This window comes from Bradyrhizobium sp. Rc2d (genome assembly GCF_900099855.1).
Lineage (GTDB): Bacteria > Pseudomonadota > Alphaproteobacteria > Rhizobiales > Xanthobacteraceae > Bradyrhizobium.
In genome coordinates, this window is record NZ_FNCU01000031.1 from 14,910 (window position 1) to 36,268 (window position 21,359).

Sequence of the window (21,359 nt, forward strand, 5' to 3'; positions counted from 1 at the left end):
TTCGTTTCTCTTGCTAACCGCGCCCTAGATCACCCCCGCCAGCCGCAGCGCCACGCCGGCGGCGCTGCTGCCCGCAAGCACCGTGAGCATGCCGAGCTTGAAGCGGAAGATCGCAGTGGCGGCCGCGATCGACAGCACCAGCGCCGGAACATCGACGCTCGTCAGCACCGGCCTGTCGAAGTCGAATGGAAACGCGTGCACCGGCACGGTCTCGCGGAACAGCGTGTGTAGCGCGAACCAGATCGAGAGGTTGAGGATCACGCCGACGACCGCGGCGGTGATCGCGCTGAGTGCGCCGGCCAATCCCGTATTGCCGCGCAGGCGCTCGATATAGGGCGCGCCGACGAAGATCCAGAGAAAGCAGGGCGTGAAGGTGACCCAGGTCGCGAGCAGTCCGCCGAACGTTGCCGCCAGCATCGGCGACAGGCCGCTGGCGTCGCGATAGGCCGCCATGAAGCCGACGAACTGGAGCACCATGATCAGCGGGCCGGGCGTGGTCTCGGCCATGCCGAGGCCGTCCAGCATCTCGTGCGGCTTCAGCCAGTGATAATGCTCGACCGCCTGCTGCGCGACATAGGCCAGCACGGCATATGCGCCGCCGAAGGTGACCAGCGACATTTTTGAGAAGAACAGCGCGATCTGGCTGAAGACGTTGTCCTGACCGAAGGCCGCGAGCAGCGCCACGACTGGCACGAGCCAGAGCGCAAGCCACAACGCACCGACACGGATCGCGCGCCCGGTGTTGGCACGCACATGCTCGGGCACGGCTTCGCCGAGCATGCTGTCGATCGCAGCGTTGTTGCCGCCATGGCCGTGACCGGCCGGCGCGAATTCCGGACGGCCACTTCTGGCGCCGGCATAGCCGATGATGCCGGCAGCGATGATGATGATCGGGAAAGGCACCGCGAGGAAGAAGATCGCGATGAAGGCCGCGGCCGCGAGCGCGATCATGATGCGGTTCTTCAGCGCGCGCTTGCCGACGCGCACCACGGCCTCGACGACGATGGCGAGCACGGCGGCTTTCAGCCCGAAGAACAGCGCCTCGACGAAGCTGACATTGCCGTAGGCGGCGTAGACGTAGCTGAGGCCCATGATGGCGATGATGCCGGGCAGGATGAACAGCCCGCCCGCCATCAGCCCGCCGGCGGTGCGATGCATCAGCCAGCCCACATAGGTCGCCAGCTGCTGCGCCTCCGGTCCCGGCAGCAGCATGCAGTAGTTCAGCGCATGCAGGAAACGGCCTTCGGAGATCCACTTCTTCTCCTCGACCAGGATACGATGCATCACCGCGATCTGGCCCGCGGGCCCACCGAAGCTCAAGGACGCGACACGGAGCCAGACGCGAAAGGCCTCATTGAAGCTGACGCCGTGACCGGCGTCAGCTCCTGCTTGAAGGTTACGGGTATCCATTACGCCTTCACCTTGTTGGTCGGCCAATTGTGGGTCTCGGCCGTTGCGTCGCGGCACCAGCGGTAGAAGGCGTCGTAGAGCACCATGCCGGCCTCGAGCTGTTCGAGGTCATCGTCATACATGCGCGACAGTCCGAGCGAGGCCGCGAGCAGGCCCGGCGCCTCTGGCGCGAGATCGGGCCGCGCGGTGTCGGCGCCGCGCACCAGCGTCGCGAGCCGGAGTAGGGCCGGCAAGGCGATCCCGAATTCCTCGATCATGACGTCGAAGGTGCAGAGCTCGCCGCGGTGGCTCCAGAACACGTTCTCGATGTCGAAGGGAGCTGCGTTGAACCGCTCGCCGACGCCGACCACCTCGGACGGTGTCACATACAGGAACACCGCGTTGGGATCGACAAAGCGGCGGATCAGCCAGGGGCAGGCGATGCGGTCGATCTTCGGCCGCGCCCGCGTGACCCAGACGGTGCGGCCCCTGGCATCGCGCGGCGGCAGCTTGCGCGTATCCAGCAGCGGCAGCTTGGCTGCCTTCCAGCCCTCGAAGCCGCCGTCCAGCGTCTCGGCCTGGACGCCGAGCTGGCGCAGCCAGGCCGCCGTGCCCTGTGCGAGCTTTTCACCGCGCAGGCAGGTGACGATCGCCCGGCGGCCGGCGAAGTCGCGGCCCCAGTCCTGGACCTTGTCGTGGTTGAGCTTGATCGAGCCGGGGATCAGCCGCTGATCAGCGGCAAAATCCTCCTCGGTCCTGACGTCGATGAGCGCAGGGGCATTGGCCGTGCCAATCAGGCGCGCCAATTTGTCGGATGATATGGTCGTGAAAGTAGACATGATGCGTCCTCGCAAAAACCGAACGGGACGCGATACTTGGGCATGTCGCCTCGTGGGGAGATCGCTCAAATCCCCATGGCGCGGATTACAGCGAAACTAAGCGGGACTGTCAATCCACTGGACGATTGGGCCTTAGAAAATCGGACCCCGGCGGTCTATACTGCGCGCCGACAGACCTGAATTTTCTGGAGAATTCGATGCACTCGCACTCCATCGAGCAATGGACCCACGATCACGCCTTCCTCGGCGACAAGCACGAGGAGAACGAGCGGCGCACCTGGCTCGTGGTCGTCCTGACGCTGGTCATGATGGTCGGCGAGATCGTCGCCGGCTCGCTGTTCGGTTCCATGGCGCTGCTCGCCGACGGCTGGCACATGGGAACGCATGCCGCCGCGCTTGGCATTGCGGCGTTCGCGTATCGCTTCGCGCGCCGGCACCTGGGAAATGCGCATTTCACCTTCGGCACCGGCAAGTTCGGCGATCTCGCCGCCTTCTCCAGCGCGATCATCCTGGGCCTGATCGCAGTCGAGATCGCCTATGAGAGCGTGCTGCGGCTGATCACGCCGGTGCCGATCGTCTTTGGCGAGGCGATCGCGGTTGCCGCGCTCGGCCTGTGCGTCAACCTCGCCAGCGCGTGGCTTTTGCGCGGCAGCCACGATCACCACCATCACGGCCACGATCACGGCCATAGCCACGCGCATGATCATCACGATGATCATGACAACGACCATGATCATCATGGCCATCACCACCATCATCATCACGACAACAATCTTCGTGCTGCCTATGTGCACGTCATGGCAGATGCGGCGACCTCGGTGCTGGCGATCGCAGCGCTCGTCGTCGCGATGTATTCAGGCTGGGTCTGGGCCGATCCGGCCGTCGGCCTGATCGGCAGCGTCGTGATCGCGAGCTGGGCGTTCGGCCTGATCAAGACATCAGGCGCGGTGCTGCTCGACGTGCGCGCCGACGAGAAGCTGGAGCGGGTGATCCGGGCGCGCATGGAGATCGGCGACGACCGCGTCACCGATCTGCACCTGTGGCAGGTCGGCCCCGGCCATTGTGCCGTGCTGCTCTCGGTGGTGTCGGACCAGCCGAAGCAGCCGGCCGTCTACAAACGGCGACTGGCCGGGCTGAAGGGCCTCAGCCACGTCACGGTCGAGGTCGAGACCTGCCCGCATTGACGGGCTTTACGGGAATTCCGCGAACGGGCCGGGGTTGATCCTCGGTCGTGGCCTGCATGGCTGTACGGGAGGAACAACAATGATGCCCAGGATGAAGTTCGCGCTCGCCATTGCTGCACTCGCTCTGTCCAGCCCTTCAGCGCTGGCACAATCGGAAAAGACCGGCGTCGAAAAGCTCTACGTCCTCAATTGCGGCGAGGGCACCGCGGGCGACGTCTCGCGTTGGACGCCCGGCCTGAACGAAGGCAAGACGATGGACTTCGTCGACACCTGCTATCTCATTAAGCATAGCAGGGGCTGGTTCCTGTGGGACACCGGCATTGCCGATTCCGTCGCCGCGATGCCGAATGGTCTCGTGCCCGCCGATCCCAAAGCCGTCACCTGGCGCCGGCCGAAGACGCTTGCCGCGCAGCTCGAACAGCTCGGCGTCAAGCCCGCCGACAGCAAGGCGATGGCGGTTTCGCACACGCATCCCGATCACACCGGCAATGTCGAACTGTTCCCGCAGGCGACGCTCTACGTGCAGAAGGTCGAATATGATTGGCCCGCCGCCAACAACGAGCCGCGCTTCAAGCCGTCGCACCCGGTCGAGCTGCTGGCGGGCGACAAGGACGTGTTCGGCGACGGCAGCGTGACGATCCTGTCGACGCCCGGCCACACGCCGGGACACCAGTCGCTGCTGGTGAAACTGCCAAAGACCGGCGCGGTGATCCTGTCGGGCGATGCCGTGCACTTCAAGGACAATTGGGACAACCGCCGCGTGCCCAGCATGAACGTGAGCAAGGACCAGACCGCGGCCTCGATGCAGAAGATCGCCGACACGCTCGCCAAGGAAAAAGCCCAGCTCTGGATCAACCACGACAAAGCCCAGCGCGACAGCCAGAAGATGGCGCCGGAGTTTTACGACTGAGATCCGGATCTGGTGTCTTCGGTCATCGCCGCTTGCGCGAGAAGCTGTGGCGCGGTCAATCCGGGCGTCGCTCCGGGCGGATCAGGAACAGGGCCGCCAACGCCGAGAGGCTGAGCGCGGAGGAGACGATCAGCACCTTGGCGCCCATGATTTCGATCAGCAGGCCGAAGGCGAGCGGCGCCACCGCCTGCGCCATTCGCGCCGGCGCGCCGATGATGCCGAGACGGTAGCCAAAGTCCTTCGGCCCGAAGATCGCGAGCGGCAGCGTGCCGCGCGCGATCGTCAGGATGCCATTGCCCGAGCCGTGGAACAGCGCAAACGCGCTCGCCGCAGCGCCGCCGAAGATCGCCACGACCACCGCGCCGATCGGATGGGTGAGGCAGGCGAGCCGCGTCGACCACAGCGGATGGAATCGGCTGAGAACGCCCGCTTCGAGGATACGTGCGCCGACCTGGGCCGGGCCGATCAGCGCGCCGGCTGCGATCGCCTCGACCGGCGTTGCGCCCGTCGTCTCCAGGATGCGCGGGAAATGCGCGGCCATCGCGCCGGTGACGGTCCAGACCGCGGCGAAGATGAAGGCGAGCAGGATCATGGTGCGGTCGAGCGGCAGGTGCGGCTTCTCGGCGGTCGCCGCCGCCTGCCTGGCGCCCTTGATCGCCGGGAGCATGAAGAAGTTGAGAGGCAGGCCGATCAGGATATTGGCAGCGGCCCAGGCAAAGCAGGTCTCGCGCCAGCCGATATGGGACAAGCCCCAGGCGGTGAGCGGCCAGCCGACCGTGGAGGCGAAGCCCGCCATCAGCGCGATGCCGGTGATGGGCCTGCGCGCCTCGGTGCCGTAGATGCGGCCGAGCGCGGCGAAGGCGGCGTCATAGAGGCCCATCGCCATGCCGATGCCGAGCACGAGCCAGGCGATCGCCATCACCGCCACCGACTGCGAGAGGCCGAGCAGGACGAGGCCGGCGGCGATGGTCAGGTTCGAGGCCGACAGCACCTGCCGTCCGCCGACGAGATCGATCTGCCGCCCGATGCGCGGGCCGAGCATCGCCGCGATCACGAGCGAAGCCGAGAACGCGCCGAAGATCCAGTTGGAGGAGACACTGAGGTCGTGCGCCATGGGATCGGCAAGCAGCGCCGGCAGATAATAGCTGGAAGCCCAGGCCAGGGTCTGCGTGGTGCCGAGCGCCAGGATGATCGGAAGCTGGCGCTGGGTCATTTGCGCGTGGGTCCGATTCTGGCCGACAAAGTCATCATCGCCGGCATTTGCAGCCCGCGCGGCGGACGCGTCAACCGCGGCGGCGGCATATTCGACCTGCAAGGGACGGGAGCCTGGCGTCACGTCGGCCCTCGCGCCTTTCGCTCGTCACGAATGCGCGTCATAATGGCATATGCAAGTAAGTTCGCGCCTTTCACTGATGAACTGGGTCGCCGGCCAGGGGCTTACGGGCCTCCCTGAACCCGAACTGCTCCGCGGCTTCTGCGAGCGCTGCTGCGCCGAAGGGCTCGACCTGTCGCGCGGGCTCGTGGTCATCGACACGCTGCATCCGATCTACGAGGGCCGCGCGTTTCGCTGGAGCGATACGCCAACCAACGAGAGCGACGTCATCGAATACGGTTCGACCGCGGAGGGCGACGCCGCCAAGAACTGGCGCCGGTCGGTGTTCTATCATCTGCTCGAGCACGGGCACGACGAGATGGTGATCGATCTTGCCGATGCCCCGTCGCTCGATTTCTCGCAGATCGGCGACCTCGCCGAAAAGGGCCATCGGCATTTTCTTGCTTTCGTGCATCGATTCGGCGAGACCGGCGCGCTCGGACAGATGGACTGTCTCTACTCCTACTGGACGACGCGGCGCGAGCACGGCTTTACGGAATCCGAGCTGGTCGCGCTGCGCGACCTCGTCCCCGTTCTTGGTCTCGCGATCAAGTCGGCGCAGCAGGTCGACATCGTGCGCACGCTCGGCCGCGTCTATCTCGGCCGCGACGCTTCCGAGCAAGTGCTCCGCGGGCGCATCTCGCGCGGCGTTACCGAGCGCATCAACGCCGTGCTCTGGTATTCGGACCTGCGCGGCTCGACCGGGATTAGCGAAAGCATCGGTCCCGACGAGATCATTCCGTTCCTCAACGACTATGCGCAGGCCGTGATCGACGCCATCCACGATGCCGGCGGTGACGTCCTCAAGCTGATCGGCGACGGTGTGCTCGCGATGTTCTGGGGCGAGGATATGGCGGATGCGCGTCGGGCCGCGCTGCGCGCCGAGCATCTGTTTCGCAAGAACATCACTGCCTTGAACAAGCGCCGCGCGGCCGACGGCCGTCCCACCACGTCGGCCTATATCGGCCTGCATGTCGGCGAGGTCTTGTACGGCAATATCGGCAGCGAGGACCGGCTCGATTTCACCGTGGTCGGCCCGACCGTCAACGAAGTCAGCCGCATCGCCTCGATGAGCCGCTCGGTCGATCGCGAACTGCTGGCGTCATCGGAGTTTTACAAGGGTCTCGACGCCACTGGGCGCCGCTATCTCGTCTCCACCGGCCGCTACGCGCTGCGTGGCATCGGCCGCGCGCAGGATCTCTACACGCTCGATCCCGACGTCGAAGCCAGCGAGCCGGTGACGGGGAGCTACGAGCGGTATCTGGCGGGTTAGGCAAGGTGCTTCCCCAACGTCGTCCTGGCGAAAGCCAGGACCCATAACCACCGTCCGTAGTTTTGCGAAGATTGGTCATGGCCACCGCGCAACACGTCTACTCCCTGGGGTAATGGGTCCTGGCTTTCGCCAGGACGACGCCAGGAAATGGTTCAACACCGCGCCGGCGCCTCATCGCCCACCATGTCCGGCTGCCGGTCCAGCGCCACCGCCGGTGACAGCAGGATCACCAGCGCCTGCACGCCGAACACGGCGGCGGCGAGATAGAGGCAGGCTTCCGCGCTCCAGATGCCGCCGACGACTGCACCCAGCGCCGAGCCGAGCGGGCGGGCGCCATAGCTCATGATGTTGATGGCGGAGACGCGCCCCAAGAGGCGCGGCGGTGTCACCGACTGGCGCAGTGTCGTGGTCGAGATCACCCACAGGATCGGCCCGACGCCGAGCAGGAAGAAGCTCAAGGCCGCAAGCCAGGGCGAGGGGACCAGCACCGTCAGTGCCATCACGAGCGCGGCGACGAAGCCGGTGACGGGCCCGAGCCCGACCACGGTGCCGAACGCGACGCGCTGCATCACGCGCGTGGCGACCAGCGCGCCGATCACCATGCCGACGCCGTACATCGTCAGCACGGTGCCGACGCCTGCGGCGGTCAGGCCGAGATGGCGCACGGCGTAGGGCACGAACACCGCGATCTGCACGAACCATCCGGTGTTGAAGATGAACTGGGTGATGAACACCGGCCGCAGCAGCGGGTGGTGAAACACGAAGGCTGCGCCTTCGCGGATGTCCTGGAACGGGTGGCGCTGCGGCGCCGGCGCGCGCGCAGGCTCGTAGATGCCGGCGAGCAGCACCACCGCGACGGCCGAGAGCGCCGCGGCAAAGCCGAAGGCCGGGCTCGCGCCCCACCATCCCACCAGCGCGCCGCCGAGCGCAGGGCCGCTCGCAAAGGCGATGGTGCGCGCGAGCTCGATCCGCGCATTCGCCGCCGGCAACAGGTCCGAGCTCACCAGCGACGGCACCAGCGCCGGTGCGGCCACGCTGTAGACGACGGTGCCGCACACCGCAGCGAAGCCGAGCAACGCCAGCAGCGGCAGATTGAGCGCGCCCAGCGCCAGCAACAGCACGATGGCCGCGAGTGCGGCGGCCCGCAACGCCTCGGCTCCCGCCATCAGCCAGCGGCGGGAGATGCGGTCGGCAAGCACGCCGGCGGGAATGGCGAACAGGACGAAGGGCAGGGTGAGGGCGGTCTGCAGCAGGCCGGTCCGCCCCTCGGCGACCCCCAGCGTCAGCACGGCGACGATGGGCGCTGCGGCCAGCGCGATCTGCTCGGCCGATTGCGCCGCAAGGTTCGACCAGGCGAGGCGGTTGAAGGTGTCAGGGAGGCGAGGAGGCGTTGACATGGCTCATATCCTGCAGCGGCGAATTTGCGCCAATGTTCGCCCGTGAGGACCACCGAACCCACCCGCTTCCCGACAAGAGGCGAGATTGCCACGGCCACGCCAGGAACCGGTGTGGCTAGATGCAGTTGCAAATGAGTTGCAATAAGAACCAAGTCGGATATTCTGCCAGCATGGATGCCCGATCACCCCACCTGACCCCCGACGCAGCCGGCTGGCGTGCCGACGCGCCGATCACCAAGAGCCTCGCCGAGGTCAATTCCACCGTCGCCATTCCGGCCGCCGGCCGCTGGTGGCGGCGGCTGCTGGCCTTCGTCGGTCCGGGCTACCTCGTCTCGGTCGGCTACATGGATCCCGGCAATTGGGCGACCGACCTCGCCGGTGGATCGAAGTTCGGTTACACGCTGCTCTCGGTCATCCTGCTCTCCAACCTGATGGCGATCCTGCTGCAGTCGCTGGCGGCGCGGCTCGGCATCGTCACCGACCGCGACCTCGCGCAGGCCTGCCGCGCCACCTATTCGCCGGCGGTGAACTTCCTGCTCTGGCTCGCCTGCGAGGCGGCGATCATCGCCTGCGATCTCGCCGAGGTCATCGGCACCGCGATCGCGCTCAAGCTCCTGTTTGGCATTCCCCTGATCGGCGGCGCGCTGCTCGCAGCGCTCGACGCCTTCCTGCTGCTGCTCCTGATGAACCGCGGCTTCCGCTTCCTCGAAGCCTTCGTCATCGCGCTGCTGGTGGTGATCGCGGTCTGCTTCGTGGTCCAGATCGCGGCTGCGGCTCCGCCGGTCGCGGAGGTGCTGCACGGCTTCGTGCCGAAGACCGAGATCTTCACCAATTCCGACATGCTCTACATCGCGATCGGCATCATCGGTGCGACCGTGATGCCGCATAATCTCTACCTGCACTCCTCGATCGTGCAGACGCGCGCTTACGAGCGCAACGACACTGGCCGGCGCGAAGCGATCAAATGGGCGACGACGGACTCGACCATTGCCCTGATGCTGGCGCTGTTCATCAACGCTGCGATCCTCGTGGTGGCAGCTGCGACATTCCACAAGAGCGGCCATTCCGACGTCGCCGAGATTGGCCAGGCCTTCGAGCTCTTGTCGCCGCTGCTCGGCCTCGGCATCGCCTCGACGCTGTTCGCAGTGGCGCTGCTTGCCTCGGGCCTCAACTCGACGGTGACGGCGACGCTCGCCGGCCAGATCGTGATGGAGGGCTTTCTCAACCTACGTCTGCCGAGCTGGGCGCGCCGCCTGCTCACGCGCGGCATCGCCATCATTCCGGTGATCATCGTCACCGCGATCTATGGCGAGCGCGGCACGGCGGATTTGCTGGTGTTCAGCCAGGTCGTGCTGTCGATGCAGCTCCCCTTCGCCGTCATCCCGCTGGTCCGCTTCGTCTCCGACCGCCGCAAGATGGGCCAGTTCGCGATTCCGGTCTCGGTCGCCGCGATCGCGTGGATCGTCGCAGGCGTGATCGTGACTTTGAACGTGAAGCTGCTGGCGGATACGCTGTTCGGGTGATGTAGCCGCAATGTTTTCTGTCATCGCCCGGTTTAACCGGGCGATCCAGTATTCCAGAGACCGTTGTGATTGAGTCGAGAAGCCGCGGCGTACTGGATGCCCCGGTCAAGCCTGGTCAAGCCGGGGCATGACAGCGAGCTAATCCTGCGGCTCCGACGTCGTATCCCCGTGCGCGTCGATGCGCAGCCAGCCTGAGGGCGCGAGGCGCTGCTGCGGCAGGAAGCGGGCCTTGTAGTCCATCTTCTTCGAGCCCTCGATCCAGTAGCCGAGATAGACGTAAGGCAGGCCCTGACGCCGCGCGCGGGCGATGTGGTCGAGGATCATGAAGGTGCCCATCGAGCGGCTGTCCTGGCTCGGCTCGAAGAAGGAATAGACCATCGACAGACCGTCGCTGAGCACGTCGGTCAGCGCCACTGCGATCAGCTCCTCGCCGCGGCCAGTGAGGCCGCTGTCCGGGCCGCGCTTGCGGTACTCGATGATACGGGTCTCGACATGGCTGTCCTCGACCATCATGGCGTAGTCGAGCACGGTCATGTCGGCCATGCCGCCGTGGCGGTGGCGGGCATCGAGATAGGCGCGGAACACCGAATATTGCTCGGAGGTGGGCACCGCACTGCGCTGCTCGCCGATGATGTCGGCGTTGCGCGCCAGCACTTTTCGGAAGTTGCGAGAGGGCCGGAACTCGTTGGCGATGACCCGCACCGAGACGCAGGCGCGGCACTGATCGCAGGCCGGCCGGTAGGCAATCGACTGGCTGCGGCGGAAGCCGCCATGGGTCAGGAGGTCATTGAGGTCACCGGCGCGCTCACCGACGAGGTGCGTAAACACCTTGCGCTCATGCCGGCCCGGCAGATAGGGGCACGGGGAAGGCGCCGTGAGGTAAAATTGGGGGGTATCGCGCGAGTGCTGGGTCAAGGGACGTCGTAGGCCTCCGAACTATGTATCAGCATCGCGCTACGGAAGCTCCCGGTCAATTGGTCTGCTTGGCAGATCAGTCAGTCTAGAAGGTCCGGGTTGATAGGTCGTTGATCAGTACGTTCTTGCGGCCTGGGACGCGGGCACGCGAACCGAATTGTTGATCACGACCGTTCCCAGCACGAAATCGTGCAACAGGCGACGGCGGCCGTTGAACAGGCCGATCAGCACCACGAAGGGCGACAGGAACGAGATCGTCACCCAGAACAGCACGGCATGGGTGGCGCCGAGGACGAAGTAACCGGGCGCGCCGTACCAAGTGCGCAGTTCCAGATCCATCACGCGCATGCCCACTGTTGCGGAGGAAGGGCCGCCGATGCTGGCGCCGTAATAGACGATGGCCCAGACCACCGAGGCCGGCCAGGCGATCCAGAACAGCGCCCAGCCGATGCCGAGCGTCACCACGCCGAACAGGGCGATGAAGATGTAGCCGAGGATCACCGGCACCGAGATCACGACCATGTCGATCAGGAAGGCGAATACCCGCCGCGTTGCAACGCCGCGGAACAGTTCCGGATGCAGATAGGGGTCGTAGACGTGAGGCTGCATCCCGCCGTCGTTGCGCCAGGCGCCTGAATTGCCCGAGTCCGACATGTCCGTTTCTCCCAGCGAACACCCATGGCGGGACATGGGAACAGGTCGTCCGCATGCCAAGGGCGCGCTGGGATCAACAAGCGAAAATATTCCGGCGATTCCGCGACTGTTGAAAGCGGCGAGTTATCAATCCCGGTGTCGTCCTGGACCCATTACCGCAGGAAGGAGGGATTGCGGCGAAATGCCACTACGAGCCCTCGTCAAACGAAAGCTGGTGGGTATGGGTCCTGGCTTTCGCCAGGACGACCAGAGGAGGCAGGTGCGCCCGGAACGACGATGGGAGGCAGCGGTAGGGTGGGCAAAGGCGCGTTAGCGCCGTGCCCACCATCGTTCCGCGATCACAAGCCGGAATAGTGGGCACGTCGCTACGCGACCCTGCTGCACTTTATCCTTGGCTCCGCAGCTTCTCCGCGGCCTTCGGCGCGAAGTAGCTCAGCACACCGTCGGCGCCGGCGCGCTTGAAGGCGAGCAGGCTCTCCATCATGGCACGGTCGCCGTCGAGCCAGCCGTTATTGGCGGCGGCTGCGATCATCGCGTATTCGCCCGAGACCTGGTAGGCGAAGGTCGGCATCGCGAAGGTATCCTTCACGCGGCGGACCACGTCGAGATAGGGCATGCCCGGCTTCACCATCACCATGTCGGCGCCCTCGGCGATGTCGAGCTCGACCTCGCGCAGTGCTTCATCGGTGTTGGCGCTGTCCATCTGGTAGGTGCGCTTGTCGCCGGTGAGCGTCTTGGCCGAGCCGATGGCATCGCGGAACGGGCCGTAGAAGGCCGAGGCGTATTTGGCGGCATAAGCCATGATCTGCACGTCGAGCAGGCCGGAGCGATCGAGCCCCTCGCGGATCGCGGCGACGCGGCCGTCCATCATGTCGGACGGCGCGATGATGTCGCAGCCGGCCTCGGCCTGCACCAGCGCCTGACGCACCAGCACTGCGACCGTCTCGTCGTTCAAGATCTTGCCGTCGGAGATCAGGCCGTCGTGACCGTGACTGGTGAACGGATCGAGCGCGACGTCGCAGAGAATGCCGATCTCCGGAAACTCCTTCTTGATCGCGCGCACAGCCTGGCAGACCAGATTGTTCGGATTGGTCGCTTCCGATCCTTCCTCGTCGCGCAGGGACGGGTCGGTATAGGGAAACAGCGCGATGCAGGGGATGGTGAGCTTCATGGCGCGCTCGACTTCGTGCACGGCCTGGTCGACGCTGAGGCGGTCGACGCCGGGCATCGAGGCGACCTGCTCGCGCTTATTGCTGCCGTCGATCAGGAACAGCGGCCAGATCAGATCATCCGTGGTGAGGACGTTCTCGCGTACCATGCGCCGGGCCCACTCGGCCTTGCGGTTGCGGCGCGGACGGACGGTCAGATCGAGGGCAGGGGAGGCGCCGGCATCATCCCGGCGCGAAACCTCGCGCAGTTCGATCGGACGTCCGTATTTGATCGCCATTACTCTTCCTCCGGCTGGAATTATTCTTATACCAGCTCGCATGGTTCCCGTCACCGCGGCTTGACCTGCCGCAAGGGATGGCCGCCGATTGATTTTGCGGGGCGAAACAGCCAGAAGGGGGCCATGTCCGAGATCTCCACCCGCGATGCGGCCCGCGACAGCGCCAGGGACAATGTCAGAGACACGGCCAGGGATGGCGCGATGTCGGTGGCGGCGATCTCGTCGGAGCGCTCCCAGTCCGATGACAATGTGTGGACGCGCCGGCTCGTGCTGTTCCTGCGGGTGATGGCGCTGCTCTCGATCCTGAAGGGTCTCTATCACTGGGCGCAAGTGACGGGTTTCGTCGGTGGCGAGGACGAGGCCTTCGAGAACCAGTCGATGGCCTGGCAGGCCGCGACCGTCTACTTCGCCGTGATCGAGCTGGTCGCGGCGGTTGGCCTATGGCTGGCGACGCCCTGGGGCGCGGTGGTGTGGTTGACGACCGTAGTGTCGATGGCGGTGATCGAGCTGATGTTCCCCGGCATCTACGGCGGCAGCCTCGTCGTGGTCGGCGTCGAAGCCTTCATGCTCGCGGCCTATCTCGCGCTCGCCTGGATGGCCGCACGGGAACGGCCGCCATAGGCGACGTTGTCGCCCGCAAAAATAATCTTGTGCCGCGGACGCAATGCAGCGCGCCCCTAGTGATGCGAGGCATCGCCCAGTGCGGCGTGATGCGTTTCAGAGCCGGGGCCCATCTCACCGCAATCTCGTTTGTGGCTTTCTGTTGGGGGCCCGGCTCTGCGCTTCGCTTGTCCGGGACACGAGAGTGGCGTTAGCGAAGTTGTGCGCGATTGGTTGACCGTTGGTTGCCTAAAATTTGCGGTAAGTTTTCGTTGACCAGCCTGTTCCGCCACAGCTGTTACGCGCCCGTTTCGAAACGGGGCGGGGCTGTACTGGAATGCGACAATAGGGGCGGACGGAGGGTGAACAGGACCTTGCGAGGGTCAACAGAGGGTTGCGAAAAGTCCTTTTGCTACAGGCTTAATCCGCAATTCACTGTCTTAAATTCATGATCTCTTTATTCTCTTATTTAAGCCGATCTTCAAACGAGCCCCTTAAGTTGCACCTATCAGACGGGACACAAGTTTCGTCGAATAAGTGTCGATAAAAACGACAACAGGGGAAGTGTCATGATGAAAGCCGTCGCAACTGCGGCAGATACCGCAGAGCGCGTCTCCGGCCAGCAGGGTTCGGTGCAGTCGCTCTATCTGGAAGCTTTGACTCTGGTGGAGCGGCTGCATCGCCGGCTCCTCGACGTGATCAAGGATGAATTCGATCGCCGCGGCCGCGCGGACATCAACTCGGTTCAGGCGCTCCTGCTCTACAACATCGGCGACAAGGAGCTGACCGCGGGCGAGCTGCGCACGCGCGGTTACTATCTCGGCTCCAACGTCTCCTACAATCTGAAGAAGCTCGTCGAGCTCGGCTTCCTCGATCATCAGCGCTCGCGCGTTGATCGCCGCTCGGTGCGCATCCGCCTGACCCCGCAAGGCCACGAAGTCCGCCGCATCGTCGATGCGCTATATCAGAAGCACGTCAAGACGGTTGAGCAGGTCGGCGGCATCTCCGGCGAGGAGTTCTCGACCCTCAACAAGTCGCTGCACCGTCTCGAGCGGTTCTGGACCGACCAGATCCTGTACCGGCTCTGAGTTCCAAGGGATCAAGGCCAAGCCGGCCCTCAACAAGACCGGCAAGCCTCCCGAACGTGCCCTAAGACTTCCCCAAGCGCGCCGGCCCGGATTCCGTCCGGACCGGGGCGTTTTGTATTTTTTGCACCTGCGAAAAAAACCTCGCAGGTGAGGAACCAGTTCCGGGCTCGGCGCTTATCTCCGTCGGATCGGAGAATGTCGATGCTGGTCGAGCGCGGGCCTCAGGCGATGAACGTGGAACTCGTGAGCGAGGCCTACGCCATTGCCGCGAATTACCTTCGCCGCTCCGGCGCGATTCCCGATTCCCTCGTCACCGACGAGCGCCTGCTCAGGATCATCGTCAAGCTGCTCCAGCAGGGCGAATTCAACAAGATCAGGCTCGCCAACAAGGCGATCGCCCGGTTCGAGACGCAGTCCGAGGCCCGCGCGGTTGCCTGATCAAAACTCCCAACCAGAGGGTGCCATGGAAGCCGCCATCGACCGCATCATGCAGACCTATGACCTGCTCGCCAACCGCACCGCAGCGGCGAGCGAGGAGGCACGGGCCAAGGTCACCAACTATCTCAATACGTTGATGGAGGCCGGCGAGAAGGACACCCACCGGTTGACGGTCTGCGGCCTGACCTATCTCCGGCAGCTCGACGGCAGCGTGGACCCGGTGAAGGCGGGCTATACCGGGCTATGAATCGCCATCGGCTGGGGCCGGCGGCCGTTGGCGCGAGGTGAGGCCCAAAGCGGTCCTAGTCCGGACAGTCGCAGAGGAGCGGTTCTATGAAACCGCTTCAGCGCCGAAAACCTCAAATCCCCACCATATCTTGCATAAATCTCAGGTCCGACCCGCAAATACTTGGCCGTGGGCGGGCGATGTGGTAGATCGCGCGTGCTTCCGACCGCCACACCAGACCCGCCCGTAGCCCGCCAAAAGGCTGCGGCGGTGGAGATATTCGCAAGATGACCTCAGCCAAAACCGCCTCCGCGCCCGATTCGTTTTTCACCGCCTCGCTCGAGCAGGCCGACCCGGACATTGCCGCCGCCATCAAGGGCGAACTCGGCCGGCAACGCCATGAGGTCGAGCTGATCGCCTCCGAGAACATCGTCAGCCGGGCCGTGCTGGAAGCGCAGGGTTCGGTGATGACCAACAAATATGCGGAAGGTTATCCGGGCGCGCGTTACTACGGCGGTTGTGAGTGGGTCGACGTCGCCGAGAACCTTGCGATCGATCGCGCCAAGAAGCTGTTCGGCGCGAACTTCGCCAACGTGCAGCCGAACTCCGGCAGCCAGATGAATCAGGCGGTGTTTCTGGCGCTGCTCCAGCCCGGCGACACCTTCATGGGTCTCGATCTTGCGGCCGGCGGCCATCTCACCCACGGCTCGCCCGTCAACATGAGCGGCAAGTGGTTCAAGGCCGCGCACTACACCGTGCGCCGCGAGGACCAGATCATCGACATGGACGCGGTCGCCAAGCTGGCCGAAGAGGTCAAGCCGAAGCTGATCGTCGCGGGCGGCTCCGCCTATTCGCGCGCCTGGGACTTCAAGCGTTTCCGCGAGATCGCGGACAGCGTCGGCGCCTATCTCTTGGTCGACATGGCGCACTTCGCCGGCCTCGTCGCCGGCGGCGTGCACGCTTCGCCGGTGCCGTATGCCCACGTCACCACCACCACGACGCACAAGTCGCTGCGCGGTCCGCGCGGCGGCCTGATGCTGTGGAATGACGAGACGCTGACCAAGAAGCTCAACGGGGCGATTTTCCCGGGCCTCCAGGGCGGCCCCCTGATGCACGTGATCGCGGCGAAGGCGGTTGCCTTCGGCGAGGCGCTGCGTCCGGACTTCAAGGTCTATGCCAAGAACGTCGTCGAGAACGCCAAGGCATTGGCCGAGGCGATGAAGAGCCACGGGTTCGATATTGTCTCGGGCGGTACCGATAACCATCTGATGCTCGTCGACCTCAGGCCGAAGGGCCTGAAGGGCAACGTCTCGGAGAAAGCGCTGGTCCGCGCCGCTATCACCTGCAACAAGAACGGCATTCCGTTCGACCCCGAAAAGCCCTTCGTCACCTCGGGTCTCCGTCTCGGCACTCCGGCCGCGACCACCCGCGGCTTCGGTGTTGCCGAATTCCAGCAGGTCGGCGGCATGATTGCCGAGGTCCTCAACGCGATCGCGCAATCCGACGACGGCAAGGCGCCGCTCGTGGAGTCTGCGATCAAGGAACGGGTCAAGGCGCTCACCGACCGGTTCCCGATCTACCAATAAGGCTTGGGTAAACGGATGCGCTGCCCGAACTGCAACAGTCTCGATACGCAGGTAAAGGACTCGCGTCCGACCGAGGACTCTTCTGTCATCCGCAGGCGGCGCGTATGCGTCGCCTGCAATTTCCGCTTCACCACCTTCGAGCGCGTGCAGCTGCGCGAGCTCACGGTGATCAAGCGCAACGGCCGCCGCGTGCCGTTCGACCGCGACAAGCTGATGCGCTCGGTGCAGATCTCACTCCGCAAGCGGCAGGTTGAGCCGGAGCGGGTGGAGAAGATGGTCTCCACCATCGTGCGCGAGCTCGAGACCGGCGGCGAGGCCGAGATTTCGTCCGAGGTGATCGGCGAGACCGTGATGGAGCATCTGCGCACGCTCGACGACGTCGCCTATGTGCGCTTCGCCTCCGTTTACCGCAATTTCCGCGAGGCCAAGGATTTCGCCGACGTGCTCGGCGAGCTCTCCGGTGAGGAGGAAGCGCGGCTCGCCGCGATCCGCAAATGATCTTCCGCATATTGGAGGATCAGTTCGCGCAGAAGGCCCGTGAGGCCAAGGATGCCGATCTCCGCTTCATGCAGCTGGCGCTGGCGCTTGGGCGCCGCGGGCAGGGTCGCACCTGGCCGAACCCGGCCGTCGGTGCGGTCATCGTCAAGGATGGGGTGATCGTCGGCCGCGGCTGGACGCAGCCCGGAGGGCGGCCGCATGGCGAGCCCGAGGCCTTGCTGCGGGCCGGCGAGGCGGCGCGCGGCGCCACGCTCTACGTCACGCTGGAGCCATGCTCGCATTTCGGCAAGTCGCCGCCTTGCGCCGATGCGGTGATCGCCGCCGGCATCAAGCGGGTGGTCGCCGCGATCGAGGATCCCAACCCGGAAGTTGCCGGCCAGGGCCATGCGCGTTTGCGGGCAGCCGGCATCGTCGTGGATGTGGGTCTATGCGCTGCGGAAGCCGCGTTCGATCACGCCGGCCATTTCCGCCGCACCCGGGACAAGCGTCCGCACGTGATCCTGAAGCTCGCGGTCTCGCCCGACGGCAAGATCGGCGCGGCCGGCGGCAAGCCGGTTGCGATCACCGGCGAGGCGGTGCGCAATCGCGTGCATCTCTTGCGTGCGCAGAGCGATGCCATCCTGGTCGGCATCGGCACGGTGTTGGCAGATGATCCGCTTCTCACCTGCCGCCTGCCGGGCATGGCGACGCGCTCGCCGGTGCGGGTCGTGCTCGATCAGAGCCTGCGGATTCCCGGCGCAGGCAAGCTCGTCCGCACCGCGCGCGAGACGCCGCTGTGGGTGGTGAGCTCTGAACTCGCCGAAGCCGCGGCCGCAACGCGGCTCGGCGCGGCCGGTGCGCAAATGTTGCGCGTGCCGGCGGTCGGTGCATCAGGGCTCAATCTTACGGCCGTGTTGCATGCGCTGGCCGAGAAAGGCATCACACGGCTGATGGTCGAGGGCGGCAGCCGCGTTGCGGCGTCCTTCGTCGCGGCCGACCTCGTCGACGAAATCTGGCTGTTTCGCGGCGCGGAAGAGGTGGGCGCCGGCGGCGTCGATGCGCTCGATGCATTGCCCCTGTCGAAAATCACGCAGTCGCAGGCCTACAAGGTTCATGCTAGCGAGACATTCGACAGGGATACTCTCACCGTTTACGAGCGCTCGTAATGTTCACTGGCATTGTCACCGATATCGGCGAGGTCGTCAGCTTCACGCCGACGGCACAGGGGCAGCTGCACCGCCTGCGCATCGCCTGTCGTTATGATCAGACCACCATCGCCGATGGCGCCTCGATCGCCTGCAACGGCGTCTGCCTCACCGTGGTCGCCTCCGGCATTGAGGGGAATAAGACCTGGTTCGACGTCGATGCCGCCGCCGAGACGCTGGCGCTGACGACCGCAAAACACTGGAAGGTCGGAACAAAGCTCAACCTCGAGCGGGCGCTCAAGATCGGTGACGAGCTCGGCGGCCACATCGTCGCCGGCCATGCCGACGGCATCGCAACGCTTCTCAGCCGCGAGGACCTGCCCGACATGGCGCGGTTCGAGCTCTCGACGACGCGCGAGCTGGCACGCTTCATCGCCACCAAGGGCTCGATCACGCTCGACGGCGTCTCGCTGACCGTCAATACGGTGAAAGACGTGACTTTCTCGGTGCTGATCATCCCGCACACGCTGACGGTGACGACGATCGGCGGCTGGAAGGCGGGGCACGAGGTCAATATCGAGGTCGATCTGATGGCCCGCTACGCGGCGCGGCTGACGGAAATGAAGTGACCGGCGCAGCCGGAACGACGGTTTAAAACTTGGCTTACCCGCCTGCGGCGACTACATAACGCGCCGACCACTGTAGAACGGATTGAACGATGGCAGACGCGCGGCGCGCACCCCTGAAGGACCAGACCGACATCTCCGGCGCACGCGCGCTGATTGTCGAGGCGCGGTTCTATGACGATCTCCAGGACGCGCTTCTGGACGGCGCAGTCGCCGAGCTGAAGGCGGCCGGTCTGACCCATGACGTCATCACGGTTCCCGGCGCGCTGGAGATTCCGGCAGCAGTTGCCATCGCGATCGACGCGGCTGCGGCGAACGGCAGGCCCTATGATGCGGTGATTGCGCTCGGCTGCGTGATCCGCGGCGACACCATCCATTTCGAGATCGTCTCGCAGGAATCCTCGCGCGCGCTGATGGACCTTGCGGTGGCGCGAAAGCTGCCGCTTGGCAACGGCATCCTCACTGTCAACACCGAGGCGCAGGCCTGGGCGCGGGCACGCGCCAGCGAGCTTAACAAGGGCGGCGATGCCGCACGTGCAGCGCTTGCGATGCTGCGCATCAAACGCCGCCTGGCACGGGCCTGAGTCATGGCCGACAACAACAAAAAGCCGGCGGGCGCTCCGGAGAAGAAGGCGAACCGCCGCGGCGCGGCGCGGCTTGCCGCCGTGCAGGCGCTCTACCAGATGGACATCGCGGGAGCCGGCATCAACGACATTTTTGCCGAGTTCGAGAGCCATTGGCTCGGCAACGAGGTCGAGGGCGACACATACCTGCCGGCAGAGGCCGCCTTCTTCCGCGATGTCGTCTCCGGCGTCGTTCGCGACCAGAAGAAGCTCGATCCGCTGATCGATGAGGCGCTGTCGAAGGGCTGGCCCTTGAAGCGGATCGAGGCGATCCTGCGCGCGGTGCTGCGCGCAGGAGCCTACGAATTGGAGCACCGCAAGGATGTGCCGGGGCGCGTGGTGATCTCCGAATATGTCGACGTCGCCAATGCCTTCGTCGATCGCGAGGAGACTGGTATGGTCAACGCGGTGCTCGACCAGATTGGCCGCCAGTTTCGCGGTGACGAGTTCGGGCGGGGATAGAACGACGCCAGGGCGGTGAAGTGATGCAATGCGGCTGCCCCATTCTCCGCTGTCATGCCCCGCGAAGGCGGGGCATCCAGTACGCCGCGGCCCGTCGATTTTTCACGACCGTCTCTGGAATACTGGATCGCCCGGTCAAGCCGGGCGATGACACTTGTGTTCGAGGCTAACGCCGATGGCAGATACGCAAAATCCCTCCGGCGAAGACACCCTCATCGCGCGCTATTTCAAGCCGCTGGCGACCGATGCCGGCGCGTTCGGACTGGTCGATGATGCCGCTATCCTGAGATCGGTGGGCGAGGACATCGTCGTCACCACCGACGCGGTGGTGGAGGGCGTGCACTATCTTGTCACCGATCCGCCTGACGCCATCGCGCGCAAGGCGCTGCGGGTGAACCTGTCCGACCTCGCGGCCAAAGGAGCGGTCCCGGCTGGCTTCGTGCTGACGCTGGCATTGCGCAGCAAGGAGGATGCCTGGCTCAGGCCGTTTGCGGATGCGCTCGGCGAGGACGCCAAGAGTTTCGCGTGCCCGCTGCTCGGCGGCGACACGGTGTCGACCCCAGGACCGCAGATGGTCTCCATCACTGCCTTCGGCCGCGTGCCGCAGGGACGGATGGTCGGCCGTACCGGCGCACGGCCGGGTGATCGCATCCTGGTGACGGGCACGATCGGCGATGCTGCGCTCGGCCTCGACGTGCTCACGGGCGGCGCTGCGGCGGGCGCGCTGACATCCGATCCCGCTGCACGGGATTTTCTGGTCTCGCGCTATCGCGTGCCGCAGCCGCGCAACGCGCTGGCGCAGGCCGTGCGTGATCATGCGACCGCTGCGATGGACGTCTCCGACGGGCTCGCCGGCGATCTGACAAAGCTCTGTGCGGCATCGGGCGTCTCGGCCACGGTCGAGGTGGCGAACGTGCCGCTGTCGGCTGCGGCCGCAAGCCTGATCGCGCGCAACGCTGTTTGCGTCGAGACGCTGCTGGCGGGCGGCGACGATTACGAGGTGCTGTGCACCGTCCCGCCAGCACAAAGCGATGCGTTGATCGCAGCCGGACGGACGGCAGGCCTTGCCGTCACCGCCATTGGCACGATCATCGAGGGCGGGGCGCCACCGCGCTTCCTGGACGGGCAGGGCCAGGAACTGACCTTGAAGCGGCTGTCGTACAGCCACTTCTAGGAATTGCTCCA

Annotated in this window: 22 protein-coding genes; 15 read left to right on the top strand and 7 right to left on the bottom strand. The window is 65.3% G+C overall.

Annotation, left to right across the window (positions count from 1 at the left end; all coding sequences use genetic code 11):
* Positions 1-24: 24 nt before the first annotated feature.
* Positions 25-1,410: a chromate efflux transporter gene (gene chrA / locus BLV07_RS30185; protein ID WP_091893236.1), complete on the bottom strand. Its 1,386-nt coding sequence runs from the start codon at positions 1,408-1,410 to the stop codon at positions 25-27.
* On the bottom strand, positions 1,410-2,228 hold the full coding sequence (locus BLV07_RS30190; RefSeq protein WP_143035529.1) for a chromate resistance protein ChrB domain-containing protein: 819 nt from the start codon (positions 2,226-2,228) through the stop codon (positions 1,410-1,412). Before BLV07_RS30190 ends, chrA begins: the two co-directional genes overlap by 1 nt.
* A gap of 197 nt (positions 2,229-2,425) precedes the next feature.
* Here BLV07_RS30190 and dmeF point away from each other — a divergent pair, with 197 nt between their 5' ends.
* Complete coding sequence (gene dmeF, locus BLV07_RS30195; RefSeq protein WP_091893240.1) at positions 2,426-3,412, top strand: CDF family Co(II)/Ni(II) efflux transporter DmeF; 987 nt, start codon at positions 2,426-2,428, stop codon at positions 3,410-3,412.
* Positions 3,413-3,491: 79 nt separating this feature from the next.
* Complete coding sequence (locus BLV07_RS30200) at positions 3,492-4,322, top strand: N-acyl homoserine lactonase family protein (protein ID WP_091893242.1); 831 nt, start codon at positions 3,492-3,494, stop codon at positions 4,320-4,322.
* Positions 4,323-4,377: 55 nt separating this feature from the next.
* On the opposite strand, the gene BLV07_RS30205 is transcribed toward BLV07_RS30200, so the two are convergent.
* Positions 4,378-5,535, bottom strand: coding sequence for an MFS transporter (locus tag BLV07_RS30205; protein WP_091893368.1), 1,158 nt, complete (start codon positions 5,533-5,535; stop codon positions 4,378-4,380).
* 172 nt (positions 5,536-5,707) lie between these two features.
* Here BLV07_RS30205 and BLV07_RS30210 point away from each other — a divergent pair, with 172 nt between their 5' ends.
* On the top strand, positions 5,708-6,967 hold the full coding sequence (locus BLV07_RS30210) for an adenylate/guanylate cyclase domain-containing protein (RefSeq protein WP_091893244.1): 1,260 nt from the start codon (positions 5,708-5,710) through the stop codon (positions 6,965-6,967).
* Positions 6,968-7,119: 152 nt separating this feature from the next.
* Here the strand turns inward: BLV07_RS30210 and BLV07_RS30215 are convergent, their stop codons facing one another.
* Complete coding sequence (locus tag BLV07_RS30215; protein ID WP_091893246.1) at positions 7,120-8,364, bottom strand: MFS transporter; 1,245 nt, start codon at positions 8,362-8,364, stop codon at positions 7,120-7,122.
* A 170-nt stretch (positions 8,365-8,534) separates the two neighbouring features.
* On the opposite strand from BLV07_RS30215, the gene BLV07_RS30220 reads away from it, so the two are divergent.
* A complete protein-coding gene (locus BLV07_RS30220) occupies positions 8,535-9,887 on the top strand; it encodes an Nramp family divalent metal transporter (protein WP_091893248.1) in 1,353 nt (450 codons plus the stop codon).
* A gap of 138 nt (positions 9,888-10,025) precedes the next feature.
* On the opposite strand, the gene BLV07_RS30225 is transcribed toward BLV07_RS30220, so the two are convergent.
* From BLV07_RS30225 to hemB, 3 genes are all read right to left on the bottom strand, one after another.
* Positions 10,026-10,802 carry an arginyltransferase gene (locus BLV07_RS30225; RefSeq protein ID WP_091893250.1) on the bottom strand — a complete coding sequence of 259 codons (777 nt, stop codon included), beginning with the start codon at positions 10,800-10,802 and terminating at the stop codon, positions 10,026-10,028.
* Positions 10,803-10,916: 114 nt separating this feature from the next.
* The gene (locus BLV07_RS30230; protein ID WP_176945859.1) at positions 10,917-11,456 is read right to left on the bottom strand and encodes an RDD family protein; all 540 of its coding nucleotides are present in this window, start codon (positions 11,454-11,456) and stop codon (positions 10,917-10,919) included.
* 385 nt (positions 11,457-11,841) lie between these two features.
* The gene (hemB, locus tag BLV07_RS30235) at positions 11,842-12,903 is read right to left on the bottom strand and encodes a porphobilinogen synthase (RefSeq protein ID WP_091893254.1); all 1,062 of its coding nucleotides are present in this window, start codon (positions 12,901-12,903) and stop codon (positions 11,842-11,844) included.
* A 123-nt stretch (positions 12,904-13,026) separates the two neighbouring features.
* Between hemB and BLV07_RS30240 the strand changes: the two genes are divergently transcribed.
* The 11 genes from BLV07_RS30240 to thiL all read left to right on the top strand — a co-directional run bounded on the left by BLV07_RS30240 (position 13,027) and on the right by thiL (position 21,348).
* Positions 13,027-13,524 (top strand): DUF6163 family protein, encoded by a 498-nt coding sequence (locus BLV07_RS30240; RefSeq protein ID WP_091893256.1) that lies wholly within the window; start codon positions 13,027-13,029, stop codon positions 13,522-13,524.
* A 548-nt stretch (positions 13,525-14,072) separates the two neighbouring features.
* Positions 14,073-14,591: a transcriptional regulator LdtR gene (gene ldtR / locus BLV07_RS30245; RefSeq protein ID WP_091893258.1), complete on the top strand. Its 519-nt coding sequence runs from the start codon at positions 14,073-14,075 to the stop codon at positions 14,589-14,591.
* Between the two features lie 201 nt (positions 14,592-14,792).
* Positions 14,793-15,029, top strand: coding sequence for a hypothetical protein (locus BLV07_RS30250; protein WP_091893370.1), 237 nt, complete (start codon positions 14,793-14,795; stop codon positions 15,027-15,029).
* 25 nt (positions 15,030-15,054) lie between these two features.
* A complete protein-coding gene (locus BLV07_RS30255; protein ID WP_091893260.1) occupies positions 15,055-15,276 on the top strand; it encodes a hypothetical protein in 222 nt (73 codons plus the stop codon).
* Between the two features lie 266 nt (positions 15,277-15,542).
* Positions 15,543-16,841, top strand: a complete 1,299-nt coding sequence (gene glyA, locus BLV07_RS30260; protein WP_091893262.1) for a serine hydroxymethyltransferase — start codon at positions 15,543-15,545, stop codon at positions 16,839-16,841.
* A 15-nt stretch (positions 16,842-16,856) separates the two neighbouring features.
* Positions 16,857-17,339: a transcriptional regulator NrdR gene (gene nrdR / locus BLV07_RS30265; protein WP_011087793.1), complete on the top strand. Its 483-nt coding sequence runs from the start codon at positions 16,857-16,859 to the stop codon at positions 17,337-17,339.
* Positions 17,336-18,484: a bifunctional diaminohydroxyphosphoribosylaminopyrimidine deaminase/5-amino-6-(5-phosphoribosylamino)uracil reductase RibD gene (gene ribD, locus BLV07_RS30270; RefSeq protein ID WP_091893263.1), complete on the top strand. Its 1,149-nt coding sequence runs from the start codon at positions 17,336-17,338 to the stop codon at positions 18,482-18,484. The genes nrdR and ribD overlap by 4 nt, the downstream gene beginning before the upstream one ends.
* Positions 18,484-19,092, top strand: coding sequence for a riboflavin synthase (locus tag BLV07_RS30275; RefSeq protein WP_091893265.1), 609 nt, complete (start codon positions 18,484-18,486; stop codon positions 19,090-19,092). The genes ribD and BLV07_RS30275 overlap by 1 nt, the downstream gene beginning before the upstream one ends.
* An 89-nt stretch (positions 19,093-19,181) precedes the next feature.
* A complete protein-coding gene (gene ribH / locus BLV07_RS30280; protein WP_091893268.1) occupies positions 19,182-19,673 on the top strand; it encodes a 6,7-dimethyl-8-ribityllumazine synthase in 492 nt (163 codons plus the stop codon).
* A 3-nt stretch (positions 19,674-19,676) separates the two neighbouring features.
* Positions 19,677-20,174 carry a transcription antitermination factor NusB gene (gene nusB, locus BLV07_RS30285; RefSeq protein WP_091893270.1) on the top strand — a complete coding sequence of 166 codons (498 nt, stop codon included), beginning with the start codon at positions 19,677-19,679 and terminating at the stop codon, positions 20,172-20,174.
* A 175-nt stretch (positions 20,175-20,349) separates the two neighbouring features.
* Complete coding sequence (gene thiL, locus BLV07_RS30295; RefSeq protein WP_091893273.1) at positions 20,350-21,348, top strand: thiamine-phosphate kinase; 999 nt, start codon at positions 20,350-20,352, stop codon at positions 21,346-21,348.
* The last annotated feature ends 11 nt before the right edge of the window (positions 21,349-21,359 follow it).